This window comes from Sinorhizobium americanum (assembly GCF_001651855.1).
Classification (GTDB): domain Bacteria; phylum Pseudomonadota; class Alphaproteobacteria; order Rhizobiales; family Rhizobiaceae; genus Sinorhizobium; species Sinorhizobium americanum.
This window is the reverse complement of the sequence record NZ_LNQC01000056.1, coordinates 63,355-79,501: the sequence shown is the minus strand read 5'-3', so window position 1 is coordinate 79,501 and position 16,147 is coordinate 63,355. Positions and strand designations below refer to the sequence as shown.

The following is a 16,147-nucleotide window of genomic DNA, read 5'->3' as shown; positions in this document are numbered from 1 at the left end:
AAACAGGTCAGGGAATCAGCAATGTCGTTCCACTCGTTTTTCTTGTTTCGAGATCCGTATGCGCTCGGCCGGCGTCGGCGAGCGGATAGGTTTGATTGATATTGATACGCACTTTGTTGCTTTGCACAACATCAAACAAGGAGTTTGCACATGCCTCCAGCGCCGGCCGGGCCGCGACATAGGTGAAAAGGGTCGGACGGGTCGCGTAAAGCGCCCCTTTCTGCGCCAGGATGCCGATATTGAAGGCGTCCACCGGCCCGGAGGAATTGCCGAAACTGACCCACAGGCCGCGCGGCTTCAGGCAGTCGAGCGAGGCCGGATAGGTGTCGCGGCCAACCGAGTCGTAGACGACGTCGACGCCCTTGCCGCCGGTCAGTTCCCTCACGCGTGAGACGAAATTCTCCGTTCGGTAGTTGATGACATGGTCGTAGCCATGGGCGAGCGCCAGATCGATCTTGTCCTGCGATCCCGCCGTGCCGATGACGGTCGCGCCAAGCGCCTTCGCCCACTGCCCGGCGATCAGCCCGACACCGCCGGCAGCCGCGTGAAAGAGCAAGGTCGTTTCCGGCCCAACCTTGAAGGTCTGATTGAGCAGGTATTGCGCGGTCATGCCCTTCAGCATCATCGCCGCTGCGGTCTCGAGGCTGATTCCGTCCGGAACTTTGACGAGCTGCGAGGCGTCGACATTGCGTTCGCTTGCATAGGCGCCGTCGGCCGACGCATAGGCGACGCGGTCACCGACGGAAAACATGCTGACACCATCTCCGACGGCGGTCACGAGGCCGGCGCCCTCCTTGCCCGGAATGAACGGCAGGCCGGTTGCCGACTTGTAGAGGCCGGTCCGGAAATAGACGTCGATGAAGTTGAGGCCTATGGCGACCTGCCGGATCTGCACTTCGCCGGGTCCGGGCGCCGCAAGCGTGACGCCTTCCATCTTCAGCACTTCCGGTCCGCCGAGTTCGCGGACAACGATCGCCTGTGGCATGAGCAACTCCTATACGCGGCCGAGATTGGGAAAAATCTGCAGAACGAATCCGATGACGTAGAGATAGATCCCCGTCGCCACCACGCCAAGGACCACCCAGGGCGGTGTCTCGAAATGCAGCAGCAAGGCGTACATGCCGAGAACCGACCAGATGAGGAAGACGCCGAGATTGAGCGGCCGCAACCTTTTCACCCGCACCGGATGCAGGAAGTTGATCGGCAGGAAAGTCAGCACGACGGAAAGGAAAACGACAATCGATGCAGCCACTTCGCTTGCCTGGATGACAAACAACGTGAAGACGACCATGTTCCAGACGACGGGGAACCCGGAGAAGAAATACTCATCCGTCTTCATGCCCATGTCCGCATAGTAGATGGCGCTCGACACGACGATGGCGCCGGCCGCCACGAAGGACCAGGGTTCGCCGATCATGCCGCTCTGGTAAAGCGCGAAAGCGGGAAGCAGCACATAGGTGACGTAGTCGATGACGTTGTCGAGAGTATCGCCCGACCAGTTCGGCAGCACTTCCTTGACCTGCACCTTGCGCGCGATCGGGCCGTCGATACCGTCGACGAGCAGCGCCAGCCCGAGCCACCAGAACATGTCGACGAAACGATGCTCGGCAGCAGCCACGACGCCCAGAAAGGCCAGGAAGGAGCCGGACGCCGTGAGGATATGCACGGAAAACGCGCGGATTTCAGCGTAGGGAACGCGTCTGTAGTTGAAGAATTTCATCTGCGACTGCCGCCCATTCCCTTCGGTTCGTCTTTTCGCGCCATCGCCAAACCGCCCTGACCCGCGATCGACGGCACTCGGCGGCTAATATGCACCCTTTACGGGGCATCGCCAGCAAAATTCACCTTCGTCAACCCCTCAAGCGGCATTGTCCTGTGGACACGCGGCAAACGCGCCTGCGCCGTTTCATCCCATTTATTTCAATGGACTAAGGGGCTACAAGAAGATCACGATATCGACATGGAGGCGGACAACCGCCCGGGAAAGCGACGGCCATGCAACATTACGACATCGCCATCATCGGCGCGGGACTTGCCGGCTCGCTGGCGGCGATCGCCCTCGCCCGCGACGGCCATCGCGTCGTGCTTGTCGGGCCGAGGCCGGTCATTGCCGACGGACGCACCACAGCGCTCATGGACCAATCGATCGAGTACCTCAAGGGACTTGGCCTGTGGGACGAGGTCGAACCGCTGACGGCGCCGCTCGTCGCCATTCACATCATCGACGGGACCAAGCGGCTCCTGCGCGCACCACCCGTCAATTTCCGTGCTGCAGAGGTCGGGCTCGACGCCTTCGGCTACAACATTCCGAATGCCCCCTTCCTCGAAATCCTGGAAGGGCACGAAGCGAGCCTGGCGACGCTCGAGCGGATAACCGCCTCGGCCATGACCTTCGACATCGGGGAAGTCGAAGCGCGGATCGGTCTGGAGGACGGGCGAACGATCACCGCGGATATTGTCGTCGGCGCCGATGGCCGGCGCTCTGCGGTTCGCGAGGCAGCGGGCATAGAGACCTTCACCTGGTCCTATCCGCAAACGGCGGTGGTGCTGAACTTCAGCCACGAGCTTTCGCATCAGGAGGTTTCGACGGAGTTCCACACTGAGAGCGGCCCATTCACGCAGGTGCCGCTACCGGGCAACCGCTCGAGCCTTGTCTGGGTGCAGAGGCCACGCGACGCGGAGGAGGCCCTGAAACTTCCGTTGGATGTCCTGTCCCGCACCATCGAGGACCGTATGGAATCGATCCTCGGGAAGGTGACGGCCGAAGGCGTGCCGCAATCCTTTCCGCTCTCCGGCATGACCGCCCGCCGCTTCGGCAAGGGACGTGCCGCACTTGTCGGCGAAGCCGCACATGCTTTCCCGCCGATCGGCGCGCAGGGGCTCAATCTCAGTCTCCGCGACGTGATGACGTTTGTCGAACTCGTCGGCCGGGCAACCGGCAGGGAACTGGCGGCTGATATCGGAGACCGATTCGACGGCCGCCGGCGCATGGACATCGTCAGCCGAACCGCAAGCGTCGACCTGCTCAACCGATCGCTGCTCTCGGATTTCCTGCCCATCCAGGCGCTCAGGGCGGTGGGCCTGCAATTCATCGCCTCGGCCGGTCCGCTTCGCGGCCTCTTGATGCGCGAAGGCATCCATCCGGGCAGCGCGCTGCGCTCGCTCAAGGAAAGCTTATGGGAAAGGGTCGGCCGGCAGCGCGCCTGATCGGATGAGGTAGAGCAATCCGGTCACGGTCGCGACGGAAAACAGCGTGGTGATCAGGATGGTCGCGGAGGCCCGCTCCTGCCAGATCCCGTATTGATGGCCGATCACGAAGACGTTGGTGGCCGTCGGCAGGGCGGCGAGCAGCACCGCCGTCTGCATCCACACGGGGTCGTAGCTGCCGGCAAGACTCAGCGCCAGATACATGAGCACCGGGTGAAGCACGAGCTTCGCCGGAACGATGTAGCCGATCTCGACGGGAATGCGCTTCAGCGGTCGAAGCGCCAGCGTCACGCCCATCGCGAACAGCGCACATGGAGCGGCCGCCTGCGCAAGGTAATCGATCAATCGCTGCAGCGGTGCCGACGGCTCGATCGCCAGGAAGGCGGCCGCCACCCCGGCGAAGGTCGACAGGATGAACGGGTGAAGAACGATCCGGCGGGCGATGCCGAGGACGAGCGATACCGGCTTCTGCCGGCGTCCGCCGGCAACCGCCATCATCGCCGGAGCGACGGTGAAATGCGCCGCGTTTTCGAAGCAGAAGATCAGCGCCACCGGGACAGCGGCCGCTTCCCCGAAGGCGAGCAGCGCCAGACCGGGCCCCATGTAGCCGATATTGCCATAGGCCCCGGCAAACCCTTGGATGGTCGCCTCGGCGATCGTGCTTCGGCGCAGGAACACTCCGATCGCGAAGATCAGCACGAAGACGACATAGGTCGTCCCGACGCTGGTGAGAATGAAGTCGGCGCGCGTCAGTTCTTCCACGGGCGTGCGCGACACAAGTTTGAAGAAGAGGGCCGGCAGCGCCAGATAGACGATGAAGGTGTTCAGCCAGCCCATCGCCTCGCCGCGGTGCTCGACGAAGCGCGCCGTCAGATAGCCGAGAAAGATGAGCCCGAAGAACGGCAGCACCAGGCCCGCAATGTCAGCCATTCTTCCCTCCGATCCGGCTCCGGCCTTGCTTAGCCGATTTGCGACAGGATCGGAAAGGTCTGCTGGAACCAGATCGCAACAGAGCTGATGAAGCCGAACAGGAAGGCAAGGCCGGCGAGGACGAGAAGCGCGCCCATCAGCTTCTCAACGAGGCCGAGGTGCCGGCGGAAACGCATGAGGAAGCGCATGAAGGCGCCGGAAAAGCCGGCGGCGATCCAGAACGGCACGGCAAGTCCGAGCGAATAGATGGCGAGCAGCATCGCCCCGTCGCCGACGGTTTCACGCGCTGCGGCGACACCGAGGATGGTGCCGAGCACCGGGCCGATGCAGGGCGTCCAGCCGAAAGCGAAGGCGAGCCCCATGATATAGGCTCCCGACAGCGTCGCCGGCTTGCCGCCGCCGTGAAAGCGCGCCTCGCGGGCAAGCAGCCCGATGCGCAAGACCCCGAGGAAATGCAGCCCCATGACGATGATGATGATGCCGCCAATGCGCGACAGGAGATCGATATATTGCCTGAGCAGGAGGCCGATCGACGACGCCCCTGCCCCGAGCGCCACGAAGACTGTCGCAAAGCCGAGCGTGAAGAACAATGCCGCCGACAGGACCGCCCGTCGCGTGTTCCCGACCGTCGCGCCATCGCCGCCGCGGAACTGATCGACCGAGACGCCGGCCATGTAGCAGAGATAGGGCGGGACGAGCGGCAGGACGCAGGGCGAAAGGAAGGACAGGGCGCCGGCAAGAACGGCGGTCCAGATGGAGACATCGGCAATCGACAAATTCGGAACTCCGGCACTCGGCTGGTGGTTTTCTTACCCGCATGTATACGGCGACACCAATCACCTTTCGGCGATCATTTTGCCGCACCGCGTCGTCGGCTATAATCCTGGTCCTGCGCAATTTTTCGGTTGACCCGCGCGAATCTCGCGTGCATATGTCCGCCCACTTCCGCCGGGCTTAAAGGCCGGGCCTGGGAGCGCGTAGCTCAGCCGGTAGAGCAACTGACTTTTAATCAGTAGGTCCAGGGTTCGAATCCCTGCGCGCTCACCACCAGAAAAATAATAAATCCAATGGCTTCGTTCTATTTTCTGTCAGGGCAACTAGCGCCAATCTACGCGGCCATGCCGTGCTCGACCCACCTGCACCAAGCGTTCGAACGCACTCGAGGCTTTACGGAGAACAGATCAGGCATGCTGTGGCCAATGCCGTCGATGTGATCGAGACGTTGAAGTTTGTGCTTGATGGAGAGCCGACATCCGGGCTGAATTCCCGCGGTCGGCTGGTTCTCGGACGCGCCATTATTGAGAAACCTCAGCGCCTACAATCCCCGTTCGACGTTTAGAGAAAGCTCAATTTCGAAGCATCAAGGTGAACAAGCGTCAACCTCGCCCACAGCTTTTTTGAAGAGGCGTACCGGAATCACGGAATCAGATCTTCCTCTCGGATCAAACCGTAGATAGCGTCTCTGCGTAGCTCGCATCTCTGGGCTACATCTCCGCATCCGCTGAAGGCAACGGGATGCGGACTTGCCCCGCCCTCGTGCGGGGCTTTTTCGTAGTGCTCGTCACTGCGTTCCTGACAAACGCTGTCGCAGAAATGGCACCGCAAGCATCTTCAGCAGCACGGGATCGCGAACGCCGAGATCGTAGGTGAAGATCAGGCGTGCGAGGATGCCCTCTGCTGCAGTGCTGTCGCGAGACGTTTGATGGTCCTGCAACAACTCTTCGAACACCATGCTGAGCATGTCGACATCGTGAAGGGCGATGGGAGTTTCAATTTGCATGGCGCATCTTCCTGCGTAGGCGCGACATCGCTATGACATCGGCGGGGCCCTAAATATTCCCGCTGGCGACCGCAGGGATGCATCCTTCGACAAGGCGCTGTTTGAGAAGTTCATCGGCGTGGCTAGCACGCGCACGTTTGCCTTGTCTGGCCTGTGGGGTCTGTCATATGCCTCCCCTCGACTCGTCGCGCTGTCACGCCCAGCGTGTTCCCAAGGGGACTGACCGATCGGAGCTTGTCTGCTTCCATCTTCTCCGGTCCTTCGAAATGCGGTTCGGCGGAATTGAGATGGTGAACGATCGCAAAGGGAGGCGCACGCGGCGCCTGCAAGTGCTCAGGTTCTTCGGGGTGTTGGCTCTGCCGGTCCTCATGCTCGGCTCGGCGATTGCGGTCGCTGAATGGGCGGCAAACGGAGCTCCGGCGACCGAATTCGCTCGAACGCCCGCAACTCCCCGTTAGACTCGCTGTATGACTGCCAGCCTCAGTTAGTATTCACAAGATTTCATGTATGTAACACTGCGTTACTACCAGAACACGAGTGGACTTTGAAAGTCACGTTCAGGAACAAATCAAATTACACGGCGTTGTACCCCACGTATAGCAAGGGAGTACGACAGATGAATGCCAAGATCATCATTGCTACCGCGATCGCGACGGGCATCTTTGCCGCGCCCGCTATTGCAAATGACAGCAATCAAGGTGCAGTGACTGGTGCCGCGGGCGGCGCTGTTACTGGCGCGATTGTTGGCGGCCCGGTGGGTGCAGCCATCGGCGGCGCCGTCGGGCTGGTGGCCGGCGCGGTCATCGCGCCGCCGCCGCGGCAGGTAACGACCTACGTGCAGCAGCAGCCCGCCCCGGCCAACACGGTCATGATCAAGGAACAGATCGCCGTCGGTAGACCGTTGCCGCGCACTGTTGTCCTGACGCCCGTTCCGGAGAACCCGGCCTATGCTTACGCTGTCGTCAACCAGCAGCGCGTCATTGTCGATCCGAAGACCTACACGGTCGTTCAGGTCGTGCAATAACGACCCGGAGCCCTTCACTCAATCGAGGGAGGGGCTCCTCCTTCAGCGCGCCCGCGGTGAGTTTGATGCCGTCGAGGGGGACTGTGGCTTATACACATCGATCGCCCAACAAAAATCATCAGCGCAAAAATTCCTCTTTCGTTCGGAGCAGATTCGCCCTCTACCAAGTGAGATCGAGGAAACGAACCGGCAGTTTCCTCGTCGACCCATCCGGAGGCCTGCCGCCATGTTCACAGCCTTGCTGATTGCCTCGCTCGTGGCACCTTCCGGTGGCGCTTCCGCCCCGGCCAGCGTGGATGATCTGCAGACCGATTTCGAGACGGCGGTTGCCTGCAAGCAGATTGACGGTCGCAAGGTATGGAAGGGCGAAATCGCCTATTACATCCAGTCCTTTGTTTACGAGGGCGAGGCGACAGTCGAGGAAGTTGCCGACGCGGTACTGCCCGAGGACAATACGCCGGAAACAGTCAAGGAGTTCGAAGAGGCCTGCGCCCTCTCCGGATCCGGCGGCCCGCACGCCCGAAACTAGCCGCTTTCTGCTCGACCGCTCGCCGGGCGGTTGGCGCCACGCATCTTCAATGGGCTCGCCCCGTATTCCCGCCGATAGGCGCGCGAGAAGGCCGACAGGCTGTCGAAGCCGCAGCGCAGCGCGATATCGCGCATCGGAACGCCGGAGTCGCGGACGAGTCGATGGGCGACCTGCAACCTCAGGCGCAGATAATAGGCGCCAGGGCTGATCGACAGGCCCCTTGCAAAAAGCAATTCGAGCTTGCGCTGCGAAATGGCGAGCCGCCGCGCCAGGGCCGCCACCGTCATCGGCCGTTCCAGCGTGCGCTCCATCAGCCTTATCGCACCGGCAAGCTCGGGATCGCGCGCTTCGATGCGGCCGAGTGAGACGAAGGGCTGAATATCGGTCGGGCTGTGCATCTGGTCGTAGACGAAGATGCTCGCGACATCGAGAGCCAGGGCCGGGCCAAGCCGCTCGGTGATCAGGTGCAGCATCATGTCGAAGGTCGGAGACGCGCCGCCCGAGGTCCAGTATTTGCCGTCCGTCACGAAACGGTCGCCGATCACCGTCAGAGCGGGAAACGCTTGGCTGAAGTCTTCGAGCTCTTCCCAATGGGCGGTCGCCTTGCGCTCGTTGAGCAGTCCCGATCGGCCAAGCAGCCAGCAACCCGATTCGATGCCGGCCACGATGTCGAAATGACGGGCGCACTCCTGCAGGGCGGCGAGAAATCGCTTGCCGACGTGCCGGTCGAGGTTGAAGCCGCCGATGACGAGGAGAAGGTCGCCGGCAAGCGGCAGCGAGAACCGGCCGTCGACGGGAATCGGGATGTCGCAGGTCAACTTCACGGCCTGTCCATCGGCCGAGAGCAGGCGCCAGCGAAAGACGGCCCGGCCGGCGACGCGATTTGCTGCCCGCATCGGGTCGAGCACCGAGGCGAGCGACATGATCGAGGATTCGGGCAGGACCACCACGATCACCTCGATCGGAACGGTCTTTTCAATGGTTGCAGCCATGCGCATAATGTCAAATTTCATGCGGACCATGTCAACGCGTAAAAGCGCGTTCAGGCATTATCAGGTGGCAATCGGTCTCTTCCGCGCGGCCTTGTCGCCAAGCGAAGAGACGTTCCCCTTTCCGCGACTATTCCGGGCGGGCCGGCTGGAGTTAAATCCACTGGCCCGTTTTTTCGTCCGAGGCGGAGGGAATCCAAAAAGCGCCATTTTTCGCAGACTTGTTCCCGATTAGTTGCTAATCTCGTTCTCGGACAACAGGAGGCATCTGTGATGATCAGAGACGTGCTTGTTGCAATGCTCGGCGCCGCCCTAGCCGCCGCTCCAGCCTACGCAGCAGACATCACCGAAGCTCCGGAACCTGCCCCGGCCGCCATTGAAACGACCCCCACCTTCGTTTGGACCGGCGGTTATGTCGGTCTGCAGGGCGGAGGTGGCTGGCTGAACAGCGACCTCAGCGTTCCGGGCGCCAGCGCCTCGGAGGATTTCAACGGCGGCCTTTTCGGCGCCTTCGCCGGCTACAATTACCAGATGGGCGACTGGGTGGTCGGCGTAGAGGGAGACGTCAGCTACAACTGGAACGACAAGAGCTTCACGGTCTTCGGAGCGAGCACGGAGGTGGGAACGGATGTCTCTGGATCCGTTCGCGGCCGGGTCGGCTATACACTTGGCGAGAAGGCACTTCTCTACGGCACCGGCGGCTGGGCGGTTACCCGCGGCTTCGTCGACGTGGCCGGGGCGCCGAAAGAGAAGGAGACGTTCAACGGCTGGACGATCGGCGGCGGCATCGACTACGCCTTTACCAACAGCATGTTCGGCCGCGCCGAGTATCGCTACAATGATTTCGATGACAAGGACGTCGGCGGCGTCAATGTCGATCTCGACCAACACCAGTTCACGGTGGGCGTCGGCGTAAAATTCTGAGTTCTCTTATTGATTCCCGGTTTCACCCTCCCCGGCGCCGCGCCGGGTTTTTTCTGAAGAACACGACAAAGGAGCCAGCCGGCTCCGCCCTTAAATATCCACCCGTCCAATCGGCATCGAAACCCGCGGCCGTAGCACTTTGAATTGTTGTCCGATTGAGGAATCATGCAGCGGATGCAGCATTAGGCCGCAGCGAGTCGGACTGGGCAACGAGATAGGGGATCCACGGATGGGAAAGTTTCTCGAATTCCTCGGCGGCGCGATCGTCATCGGCACGCTCGTCGTGCTCGCCACGATGCTGCTGCCCTCGCCCGATGTCAGAACCTTGCTCGCCGTTCTTCCCTGGACCTTTGCGACGATTGCCGGCGGGCTGGTGCTGGTGGCCTTTGGCGGGATGCTCGATCATCTCGTTGCGATCCGCGCAGCGACCGAGCGACAGGCGGAGATCTTTCAGCAACTCATCGAGCGGCGAGCCCCGGCGAAGAAGGAGCCTGGCAACACTTAGAGCGGCACGGAACCTCGATGAGTTCTCTTCGTTCTGAATTCTGAAGGAGAATGCCAATGGCCATCAAAAATACGAACTCCGAAGCCGAGCAGAAAAAGCCAAAAGACGTGCAACCGCCTGTGGAGCGGCAAAAGCATGTCGACGAGAATTCAATCGCACCGCCGCTGGTTCAACCGCCCGGTGCGAAGGACACCAGCGAAAAGCCGAAGGTCAATCCGGTGACTGGCGGAGCGGTTTAGGACGAGGAAGACCACATGAATTGCAGCAGCAGGTCCCGTACAATCTGCGCAAGAACTAAGTAATTCAAAAATTTGAATTTTGGCGACCCCTGCAGGACTCGAACCTGCGACAACCTGCTTAGAAGGCAGGTGCTCTATCCAGCTGAGCTAAGGGGCCGTCGGGCCGGTTTGCCGGGCCTTCAATGGGTCCAGGGCTGCATCCGGTTGAAACGGAAATTGTCCGAATAGGACACATTCTTGCGCGTCGAGTCCTTCGGCGCGATGACGCGGTATTCGATGCCGTTGCGTTCGGCATAGGCGATCGCCTGCTCGGCGGTCTCGAAGGTCAGCCGCAACTGCTGCCGCATGTCGCCCGAGCTCGTATAGCCCATGATCGGGTCGATGGTGCGCGGCTTCTCCTGATCGAACTCCAGCACCCACAGATGCGTCTTGGCCTTGCCGGATTGCATGGCTGTCTTCGCGGGACGATAAATCTTCGCGGACATTGCTTTCAAACGGCTCCCGTCTCTCCATCTCGACACCGGCGCATCATCCGATGCGCCAAGTCGCTGTCGTCTCTCGAACTCTGAGCATGGCCTTTCGAGGATCACTGACAAGCCAAAACCGTGCCTGCGAGCCGTTCTGCTCCATGCTCCGTCTTCCCTTAGCGCAGAATGATTTAAAACGGAATGACTTGCGACACGGAAATATAGCTTTTTCAAGCCCGCGCCGGCCGTGTCGAGATGGCAAGTTTTTCCCGCAGTCGCCGCCCGAGTCGTCATCGACTGCCCGCGGTCTCAATAGGATACAGGATCAAGGACTTAAATGGTCGGAGTGGAGAGATTCGAACTCCCGACCCTCTGGTCCCAAACCAGATGCGCTACCAGACTGCGCTACACTCCGAGCCGACGAAGGCGGAGATACACGCTTCGCCTTTTACCTGCAACAGCAAATTTGGCTGTACCGACCACAGGGCGGGCTCAGCGCGCTCCGGCCGGGATGCGGGCGCCGGTGATCCGGGCGCCAGGCTTTATCCCGAGGCGTTGCACGGTTCCGGCGTTGAGCTCGAGCACGAAGGCGACCGGTTCTTTCGAATCGATGATCGCTTCGGACAGCGGGACGGCGTTCTCATGAATGGTTTCGACGGTGCCATCCGCGGCGATGAAGAGCATGTCGAGCGGCAGATAGGTGTTCCGCATCCACATCATCACCCGCCGCGTCTCGCCGAAATCGAACAGCATGCCGTGGTCCGGCGCCATCTGGCGGCGGTGCATCAGCCCCTGTTCGCGCTGCTCCGGTTCGATCGCCAGTTCCACGGTCAGGTCATGGGCCTTCCCCCCGCTGGTGAGGAGCCGGATTCTGTCCTTCTCGAAGGTGATGGCCGCAGCGTGCGACGCGAGGAACAGCGACAACGAAAAAAGCGCCGCAATGGCGCTTCTCGCAAGGCGGCCGTGAAGCATGCGCATCAATGCGACCGATTCGTCGGTGTCGGGCCGTCCGGATGAATCTCCGCAGCCATCAAGCCCTTCTCTCCGTCACCGAAGCGGCACAGCACCACCTGGCCGGGGCGCAGTTCCGTCAAGCCGAAGCGGCGCAACGTTTCCATATGCACGAAGATGTCCTCGGTGCCCTCGCCGCGCGTCAGGAAGCCGAAACCCTTGGTGCGGTTGAACCACTTCACCAGCACCCGTTCCAGTCCGCTCGTCGGAGTGACCTGGACATGGGTGCGTACCGGCGGGAGTTGCGAGGGGTGAACCGCGGTCGACTGGTCCATGGAAAGGATACGGAAGGCCTGGTAGCCGCGCTCACGCTTTTGCACGAGTGCCACGACGCGAGCGCCCTCAAGCACCGTCTGGTAGCCGTCGCGCCGGAGACAAGTGACGTGCAGCAGGACATCCTGCATGCCGTTGTCGGGGACGATGAAGCCGAAACCCTTGGCGACGTCGAACCACTTGATGACGCCGGTGATCTCGATGAGATCGAGAGCGTCATTACCAAGGCCGTCATTCTCGATGACGCCTTTTGAAGATGTTCTGTCCGCCATTCTCCCAGCCCCTCGTTACGCGCAACTCTCGATACGGTTAACTGATTCTTATGGACCAGAATAACATCGTCCCGCTGCGCATGCGCAAGTCCCTCGACATAAATTGGCCGAGGTCATTTATGGGGCCGCAGGCTTGCCTCTGGCTTGCTGTCCCTTAAGTATACGCCATCTTCTGCAAAACAGGGACAATCCAATGCGCTATCTGCACACGATGGTTCGTGTAAGGGACCTCGACAAGGCTCTCCATTTCTACTGCACATTATTCGGACTCCAGGAAATTCGCCGATACGAGAACGAGAAAGGCCGCTTCACCCTCGTCTTCCTCGCCGCACCCGGCGACCTCGACCGCGCCAAGGCAGAGGTATCGCCCTGCCTGGAACTGACCTACAACTGGGACACCGAGGACTATACCGGCGGACGCAACTTTGGTCACCTCGCCTATGAGGTCGATGACATCTACGCCTTTTGCAAGCACCTGATGGATAATGGCGTGACGATCAATCGACCGCCCCGCGACGGTCACATGGCCTTCGTCCGCTCGCCCGACGGTATTTCGATCGAGATTCTGCAGAAGGGAGAACACCTCTCCGCTGAGGAGCCCTGGGCCTCCATGGCCAACACCGGCACCTGGTAAGCCTCGCACAATCCCGAGCGCCCAAGGTCGGCACAGGACCGAATGCGAAGATCAACAGAGTCGACTGACGATCAAAGCCCGGCCAACGCGCCGGGCTTTCGCATGTGATCGTGGGCGGAAGGTTAGCGCCAGTTTACAAATTGCGCGGTATCCACTAATTTCCGCGCCATAGTTGAAACGGGGCTATGCTTCGCAATCATTTGCGGCGCCCTTACTTGGCCTGACCTTCCCGTGGCGGGAGAACTTCTCGCCGCGAGAGAAAAGTTGTCTGTTCCGAACAATGTTTCGGAGCCGAGACTTGCGCATGATCCACGATAACCGGGGATATGCACGGAGAGCGGGGATAAGACGTTGCAACAGCTGGATTCAAAACGCGCGCTCCTTTCGATCGGACGCGCCGCGGCGTTCTCCGTATCACTCCTTACGCTCGCCGGTTGCGTCTCGGCGGTTGCGGAGAGCGAGGGCGCCAATTCGGTCGAATCGCCGCAAGCCGCAGCTCCAGCGAGCATGACGACACCGAACGCGGAAGACGGTCGCCCAGATGACCAGGCCGCCGCATCCGGCGTCGGCGCTCAACAGCAAACAGACGATCCGGCCGCCCAGGCGGATTCAGCCGCCCTGCGCCGGGGCCTGACGATGCAAAGCACCGGCCTCAATGCCACCGCGTCGAGCATTTACCGGCAGTCGCCCGCCGCGGGGACCGCGCCTGCAAGCGCCGCCCAAACCTCGGAAACATCGGGCGGCGATGCCCAGCCCGGCGTCAATGCGACGAACAACAGTCTCTTCACCGGCGCTCAGCCGGCGGCAGCGCCTGTCTTGCCGGACCAGGAAGGCGCGAGCAACGCAATTCCGGCAAAAGCCCAGCCCGATACGGAAAGCACTGCCAGCGCTGCAGATCTTCCCGCCGCCGTCCCCTTGCCCACGAGCGCGCAGGCGGCGCGCCGCGATCAAACATCCGGTCCTCTACAGGCGGTTGAAGTCGCATCCGCCGGACAGGTGACGCCGCCCGTGGCGGCCGCCACTCAGCCCACCTCCCCCGAGGACGACGGGAAGGACCAGCAGCGCACGGGCAAGAGCTGGACGCTCGCAAGTCTCTTTGCCGCCAAACGCAAGCCGAAGCTGCGGATGAGCGGCGAGAGCAACGTCGGCGCCGCCGAGAAGCGGACGATCACTGCCGCGAACGCGGCTGAACCTCAGGTCGCATCGCTCGCCTATACCGCGCTTCCCGGCGTCAAGCTCAATCCGCTGTTCAACATGGACCATGCCGACCACGCGGGTGAAGAGGACGACGCGCCGGTCGAGGTTGCCAATCTCTCCGGTCTCGCCCGTCTGGCGCCAAGCGGCCTCATCCTGCAGACGGAGAGCGTCGAAACCGGCTGCTTCAAGCCGGCGCTTCTCCAGATGCTGAAGAGCGTCGAGCGGCATTACGGTCAAAAGGTGATGGTCACCTCGGGGCTTCGGCCGATCAAGGTCAACCGGAAACGCCAATCGCTTCACACGCGCTGCGAAGCGGCTGACATCCAGGTCAAAGGCGTCAGCAAGTGGGATCTCGCCGAATATCTCAGAAGCCTGCCCGGCCGCGGCGGCGTCGGCACCTATTGCCACACCGAATCCGTGCATATCGACATCGGCCGGCAGCGCGATTGGAATTGGCGCTGCCGCCGTCGCAACGGCTGAGGAATGGCTGCCACCGCGATGTAAATTTTTGAGAAAAAGTGAGATTTGCCGCTTGCGGGAATCCGAAGTGCTCTCTATAAGCCACTTCGTCTTGGGCGCCCATCGTCTAGCGGTCTAGGACGCCGCCCTTTCACGGCGGAAACACGGGTTCGATTCCCGTTGGGCGTGCCATTCTTCTTTTCCAATACTTGCGGATACTTTGACATTTTCATTCGTCACGCATCTGTGTTTGTGTGTGACAAGCCTCTGCACCGATGCTTTTCAATCTCGGCAGAAAAATAAAAAATATTGTTTCAGACGACTTGCAGGAATCCCAAGCGCCTTCTATAAGCCGCCCTGTCTTGGGCGCCCATCGTCTAGCGGTCTAGGACGCCGCCCTTTCACGGCGGAAACACGGGTTCGAGTCCCGTTGGGCGTGCCACTCTCTAGAGATTTGAGATACTGATACAGTTCCCCAAGTGCTTGTCATGAGCTGCGCTCGGCCTCTGTCGCGCAAGCCCCACGCAGTATCCTCTTGCCGCAGCCGGAAGCGCCCTCCCCCATGTCTTCTCCTCCGCATCCCCGACCGATCCGGCGGCTGAAATTCAACGACTGAGGATGCCGCGGCGTATGAGCTTCACAGTGATCGTTGCCGCCCGTGCGGTGGGTCGGCCTGTGCACGGGCGCAGCATCGCTTCATTTCAGAGCGACACCGACTCGAACAGACCTCGAAGCAGAGAAGCGCTTCGTTGAAGTCCAGCGCGTTCCTTTGCGTCAAGATCAGGAAGCAGCTCGGTGGAAATGCCTTCGCGACCCACGACGCGGGGAACCGACAAAGCTACATTCCTCACTCCTTCGACCAGCGCGGTGACACTCGAAACCGAGAGCACCGCTTGTTCATTCTGTCTTATCGCGGCGACGATCCGGGCAAGTCCAGCTCCAATTCCGTAGTAGGTCGAGCCTTTGCCCTTGATGATGGTATAGGCCGCGTTGCGGGTCTTGCTGTCGATCTCTGCCCGGATAGATTCGGTGATGGGCGCGCCAATCTGTGCACCTAGGCGATCGATAGGAACTGTGCCCGCCCTGGCACCAGACCAGGCCAGCACCTGGCTGTCGCCGTGTTCGCCTAGCACGTAGGCATGAACGGATCGCGGCGACACCCGAAGGTGCGCCCCTAGCAGGCTGCGGAACCGCGCAGTGTCGAGAATCGTACCCGAGCCGATCACCCGATGGTTTGGCAGTCCCGAATAGGCACTGGCGACCTGGGTCATGATATCGACTGGATTCGACGCGATGATCAGAATTGCATCGGGGCAGACACGCATGATGTCTCCCACAACGACGCGGAAGACAGCGGCGTTCCGGCTTAACAGATCGGTCCGTGTTTCCCCGGATCGCTGCGCGACCCCCGCGGCTATGATGACGACACCCGCATCTCGAAGGCGGTCGTAGCCTCCATGAGCGATTGAGGTTCCTGAGGCAAAGGGCATCGCATGTGCGATGTCCAGGGCGTGTGCTTCGGCCAGAGCCGAATCGAGATCTACCAGTACAACCTCGCTCGCGACCCCTCGCAATCCCAGGGCGTAAGCAGCCGCACTGCCAACCATGCCTGTTCCAACAATACCGACTTTCATGCCACGTCCCTCCTTTTGGGGTGGGTTTTCGGCACAGGCGCCCATTGTCCAGCGGTCAGGACGCCGCCCTTCA

Annotated in this window: 18 protein-coding genes and 5 tRNA genes; 11 read left to right on the top strand and 12 right to left on the bottom strand. The window is 61.2% G+C overall.

Annotated features, from left to right (window positions below; translation table 11 throughout):
- Nucleotides 1–7: 7 nt before the first annotated feature.
- The gene (locus ATC00_RS16485; protein WP_037384404.1) at nucleotides 8–985 is read right to left on the bottom strand and encodes a quinone oxidoreductase family protein; all 978 of its coding nucleotides are present in this window, start codon (nucleotides 983–985) and stop codon (nucleotides 8–10) included.
- 9 nt (nucleotides 986–994) lie between these two features.
- Nucleotides 995–1,720 carry a phosphatidylcholine synthase gene (pcsA, locus tag ATC00_RS16480; RefSeq protein WP_037384406.1) on the bottom strand — a complete coding sequence of 242 codons (726 nt, stop codon included), beginning with the start codon at nucleotides 1,718–1,720 and terminating at the stop codon, nucleotides 995–997.
- Nucleotides 1,721–1,995: 275 nt separating this feature from the next.
- Between pcsA and ATC00_RS16475 the strand changes: the two genes are divergently transcribed.
- Entirely contained in the window at nucleotides 1,996–3,207 is a 1,212-nt protein-coding gene (locus ATC00_RS16475; protein WP_064253605.1) for a UbiH/UbiF family hydroxylase, read from the top strand.
- Here ATC00_RS16475 and ATC00_RS16470 read toward each other — a convergent pair.
- Nucleotides 3,175–4,137, bottom strand: a complete 963-nt coding sequence (locus tag ATC00_RS16470; RefSeq protein ID WP_037384410.1) for an AEC family transporter — start codon at nucleotides 4,135–4,137, stop codon at nucleotides 3,175–3,177. The genes ATC00_RS16475 and ATC00_RS16470 overlap by 33 nt on opposite strands.
- A 29-nt stretch (nucleotides 4,138–4,166) precedes the next feature.
- Entirely contained in the window at nucleotides 4,167–4,913 is a 747-nt protein-coding gene (locus ATC00_RS16465; RefSeq protein ID WP_037384412.1) for a cytochrome c biogenesis CcdA family protein, read from the bottom strand.
- Between the two features lie 195 nt (nucleotides 4,914–5,108).
- Between ATC00_RS16465 and ATC00_RS16460 the strand changes: the two genes are divergently transcribed.
- Nucleotides 5,109–5,184 (top strand) — tRNA-Lys (locus tag ATC00_RS16460).
- A gap of 514 nt (nucleotides 5,185–5,698) precedes the next feature.
- On the opposite strand, the gene ATC00_RS16455 is transcribed toward ATC00_RS16460, so the two are convergent.
- Nucleotides 5,699–5,917, bottom strand: coding sequence for a hypothetical protein (locus ATC00_RS16455; RefSeq protein WP_064253604.1), 219 nt, complete (start codon nucleotides 5,915–5,917; stop codon nucleotides 5,699–5,701).
- Nucleotides 5,918–6,533: 616 nt separating this feature from the next.
- On the opposite strand from ATC00_RS16455, the gene ATC00_RS16445 reads away from it, so the two are divergent.
- Together ATC00_RS16445 and ATC00_RS16440 are read left to right on the top strand one after the other, a co-directional pair.
- Complete coding sequence (locus tag ATC00_RS16445) at nucleotides 6,534–6,941, top strand: DUF1236 domain-containing protein (protein WP_037384418.1); 408 nt, start codon at nucleotides 6,534–6,536, stop codon at nucleotides 6,939–6,941.
- A gap of 226 nt (nucleotides 6,942–7,167) precedes the next feature.
- Nucleotides 7,168–7,470, top strand: coding sequence for a hypothetical protein (locus ATC00_RS16440; RefSeq protein WP_037384421.1), 303 nt, complete (start codon nucleotides 7,168–7,170; stop codon nucleotides 7,468–7,470).
- Here the strand turns inward: ATC00_RS16440 and ATC00_RS16435 are convergent.
- Entirely contained in the window at nucleotides 7,467–8,483 is a 1,017-nt protein-coding gene (locus ATC00_RS16435) for a GlxA family transcriptional regulator (protein WP_082912390.1), read from the bottom strand. The genes ATC00_RS16440 and ATC00_RS16435 overlap by 4 nt on opposite strands.
- 249 nt (nucleotides 8,484–8,732) lie before the next feature.
- Here ATC00_RS16435 and ATC00_RS16430 point away from each other — a divergent pair, with 249 nt between their 5' ends.
- From ATC00_RS16430 to ATC00_RS16420, 3 genes are all read left to right on the top strand, one after another.
- Nucleotides 8,733–9,383 (top strand): outer membrane protein, encoded by a 651-nt coding sequence (locus tag ATC00_RS16430; RefSeq protein ID WP_064253602.1) that lies wholly within the window; start codon nucleotides 8,733–8,735, stop codon nucleotides 9,381–9,383.
- A gap of 229 nt (nucleotides 9,384–9,612) precedes the next feature.
- Nucleotides 9,613–9,888, top strand: coding sequence for a hypothetical protein (locus tag ATC00_RS16425; protein ID WP_064253601.1), 276 nt, complete (start codon nucleotides 9,613–9,615; stop codon nucleotides 9,886–9,888).
- 56 nt (nucleotides 9,889–9,944) lie between these two features.
- A complete protein-coding gene (locus ATC00_RS16420) occupies nucleotides 9,945–10,127 on the top strand; it encodes a hypothetical protein (protein WP_037384431.1) in 183 nt (60 codons plus the stop codon).
- Nucleotides 10,128–10,207: 80 nt separating this feature from the next.
- Here ATC00_RS16420 and ATC00_RS16415 read toward each other — a convergent pair.
- The 5 genes from ATC00_RS16415 to ATC00_RS16395 all read right to left on the bottom strand — a co-directional run bounded on the left by ATC00_RS16415 (nucleotide 10,208) and on the right by ATC00_RS16395 (nucleotide 12,150).
- Nucleotides 10,208–10,284 (bottom strand) — tRNA-Arg (locus tag ATC00_RS16415).
- 22 nt (nucleotides 10,285–10,306) lie between these two features.
- The gene (locus tag ATC00_RS16410) at nucleotides 10,307–10,612 is read right to left on the bottom strand and encodes an ETC complex I subunit (RefSeq protein ID WP_037384434.1); all 306 of its coding nucleotides are present in this window, start codon (nucleotides 10,610–10,612) and stop codon (nucleotides 10,307–10,309) included.
- Between the two features lie 320 nt (nucleotides 10,613–10,932).
- Nucleotides 10,933–11,009 (bottom strand) — tRNA-Pro (locus ATC00_RS16405).
- 77 nt (nucleotides 11,010–11,086) lie between these two features.
- Nucleotides 11,087–11,572, bottom strand: coding sequence for a DUF192 domain-containing protein (locus ATC00_RS16400; RefSeq protein ID WP_037384436.1), 486 nt, complete (start codon nucleotides 11,570–11,572; stop codon nucleotides 11,087–11,089).
- Nucleotides 11,572–12,150 (bottom strand): cold-shock protein, encoded by a 579-nt coding sequence (locus ATC00_RS16395; RefSeq protein WP_037384439.1) that lies wholly within the window; start codon nucleotides 12,148–12,150, stop codon nucleotides 11,572–11,574. Before ATC00_RS16395 ends, ATC00_RS16400 begins: the two co-directional genes overlap by 1 nt.
- 193 nt (nucleotides 12,151–12,343) lie before the next feature.
- Here ATC00_RS16395 and ATC00_RS16390 point away from each other — a divergent pair, with 193 nt between their 5' ends.
- From ATC00_RS16390 to ATC00_RS16375, 4 genes are all read left to right on the top strand, one after another.
- Entirely contained in the window at nucleotides 12,344–12,784 is a 441-nt protein-coding gene (locus ATC00_RS16390) for a VOC family protein (protein ID WP_037384441.1), read from the top strand.
- A 351-nt stretch (nucleotides 12,785–13,135) separates the two neighbouring features.
- Nucleotides 13,136–14,461 carry a YcbK family protein gene (locus tag ATC00_RS16385; protein ID WP_064253600.1) on the top strand — a complete coding sequence of 442 codons (1,326 nt, stop codon included), beginning with the start codon at nucleotides 13,136–13,138 and terminating at the stop codon, nucleotides 14,459–14,461.
- A gap of 95 nt (nucleotides 14,462–14,556) precedes the next feature.
- Nucleotides 14,557–14,632: transfer RNA gene (locus tag ATC00_RS16380), tRNA-Glu, on the top strand.
- Between the two features lie 174 nt (nucleotides 14,633–14,806).
- A tRNA-Glu gene (locus tag ATC00_RS16375) sits at nucleotides 14,807–14,882 on the top strand.
- Nucleotides 14,883–15,141: 259 nt separating this feature from the next.
- Here ATC00_RS16375 and ATC00_RS16370 read toward each other — a convergent pair.
- On the bottom strand, nucleotides 15,142–16,074 hold the full coding sequence (locus ATC00_RS16370; protein ID WP_064253599.1) for an L-lactate dehydrogenase: 933 nt from the start codon (nucleotides 16,072–16,074) through the stop codon (nucleotides 15,142–15,144).
- Nucleotides 16,075–16,147: the final 73 nt, after the last annotated feature.

What these genes read in the sequence shown, in the direction of transcription:
- ATC00_RS16485 (WP_037384404.1), bottom strand. Translation starts at nt 985, where the DNA reads ATGCCACAGGCGATCGTTGTCCGCGAACTCGGCGGACCGGAAGTGCTG.
- pcsA (WP_037384406.1), bottom strand. Translation starts at nt 1,720, where the DNA reads ATGAAATTCTTCAACTACAGACGCGTTCCCTACGCTGAAATCCGCGCG.
- ATC00_RS16475 (WP_064253605.1), top strand. Translation starts at nt 1,996, where the DNA reads ATGCAACATTACGACATCGCCATCATCGGCGCGGGACTTGCCGGCTCG.
- ATC00_RS16470 (WP_037384410.1), bottom strand. Translation starts at nt 4,137, where the DNA reads ATGGCTGACATTGCGGGCCTGGTGCTGCCGTTCTTCGGGCTCATCTTT.
- ATC00_RS16455 (WP_064253604.1), bottom strand. Translation starts at nt 5,917, where the DNA reads ATGCAAATTGAAACTCCCATCGCCCTTCACGATGTCGACATGCTCAGC.
- ATC00_RS16445 (WP_037384418.1), top strand. Translation starts at nt 6,534, where the DNA reads ATGAATGCCAAGATCATCATTGCTACCGCGATCGCGACGGGCATCTTT.
- ATC00_RS16440 (WP_037384421.1), top strand. Translation starts at nt 7,168, where the DNA reads ATGTTCACAGCCTTGCTGATTGCCTCGCTCGTGGCACCTTCCGGTGGC.
- ATC00_RS16435 (WP_082912390.1), bottom strand. Translation starts at nt 8,483, where the DNA reads ATGAAATTTGACATTATGCGCATGGCTGCAACCATTGAAAAGACCGTT.
- ATC00_RS16430 (WP_064253602.1), top strand. Translation starts at nt 8,733, where the DNA reads ATGATCAGAGACGTGCTTGTTGCAATGCTCGGCGCCGCCCTAGCCGCC.
- ATC00_RS16425 (WP_064253601.1), top strand. Translation starts at nt 9,613, where the DNA reads ATGGGAAAGTTTCTCGAATTCCTCGGCGGCGCGATCGTCATCGGCACG.
- ATC00_RS16420 (WP_037384431.1), top strand. Translation starts at nt 9,945, where the DNA reads ATGGCCATCAAAAATACGAACTCCGAAGCCGAGCAGAAAAAGCCAAAA.
- ATC00_RS16410 (WP_037384434.1), bottom strand. Translation starts at nt 10,612, where the DNA reads ATGTCCGCGAAGATTTATCGTCCCGCGAAGACAGCCATGCAATCCGGC.
- ATC00_RS16400 (WP_037384436.1), bottom strand. Translation starts at nt 11,572, where the DNA reads ATGCGCATGCTTCACGGCCGCCTTGCGAGAAGCGCCATTGCGGCGCTT.
- ATC00_RS16395 (WP_037384439.1), bottom strand. Translation starts at nt 12,150, where the DNA reads ATGGCGGACAGAACATCTTCAAAAGGCGTCATCGAGAATGACGGCCTT.
- ATC00_RS16390 (WP_037384441.1), top strand. Translation starts at nt 12,344, where the DNA reads ATGCGCTATCTGCACACGATGGTTCGTGTAAGGGACCTCGACAAGGCT.
- ATC00_RS16370 (WP_064253599.1), bottom strand. Translation starts at nt 16,074, where the DNA reads ATGAAAGTCGGTATTGTTGGAACAGGCATGGTTGGCAGTGCGGCTGCT.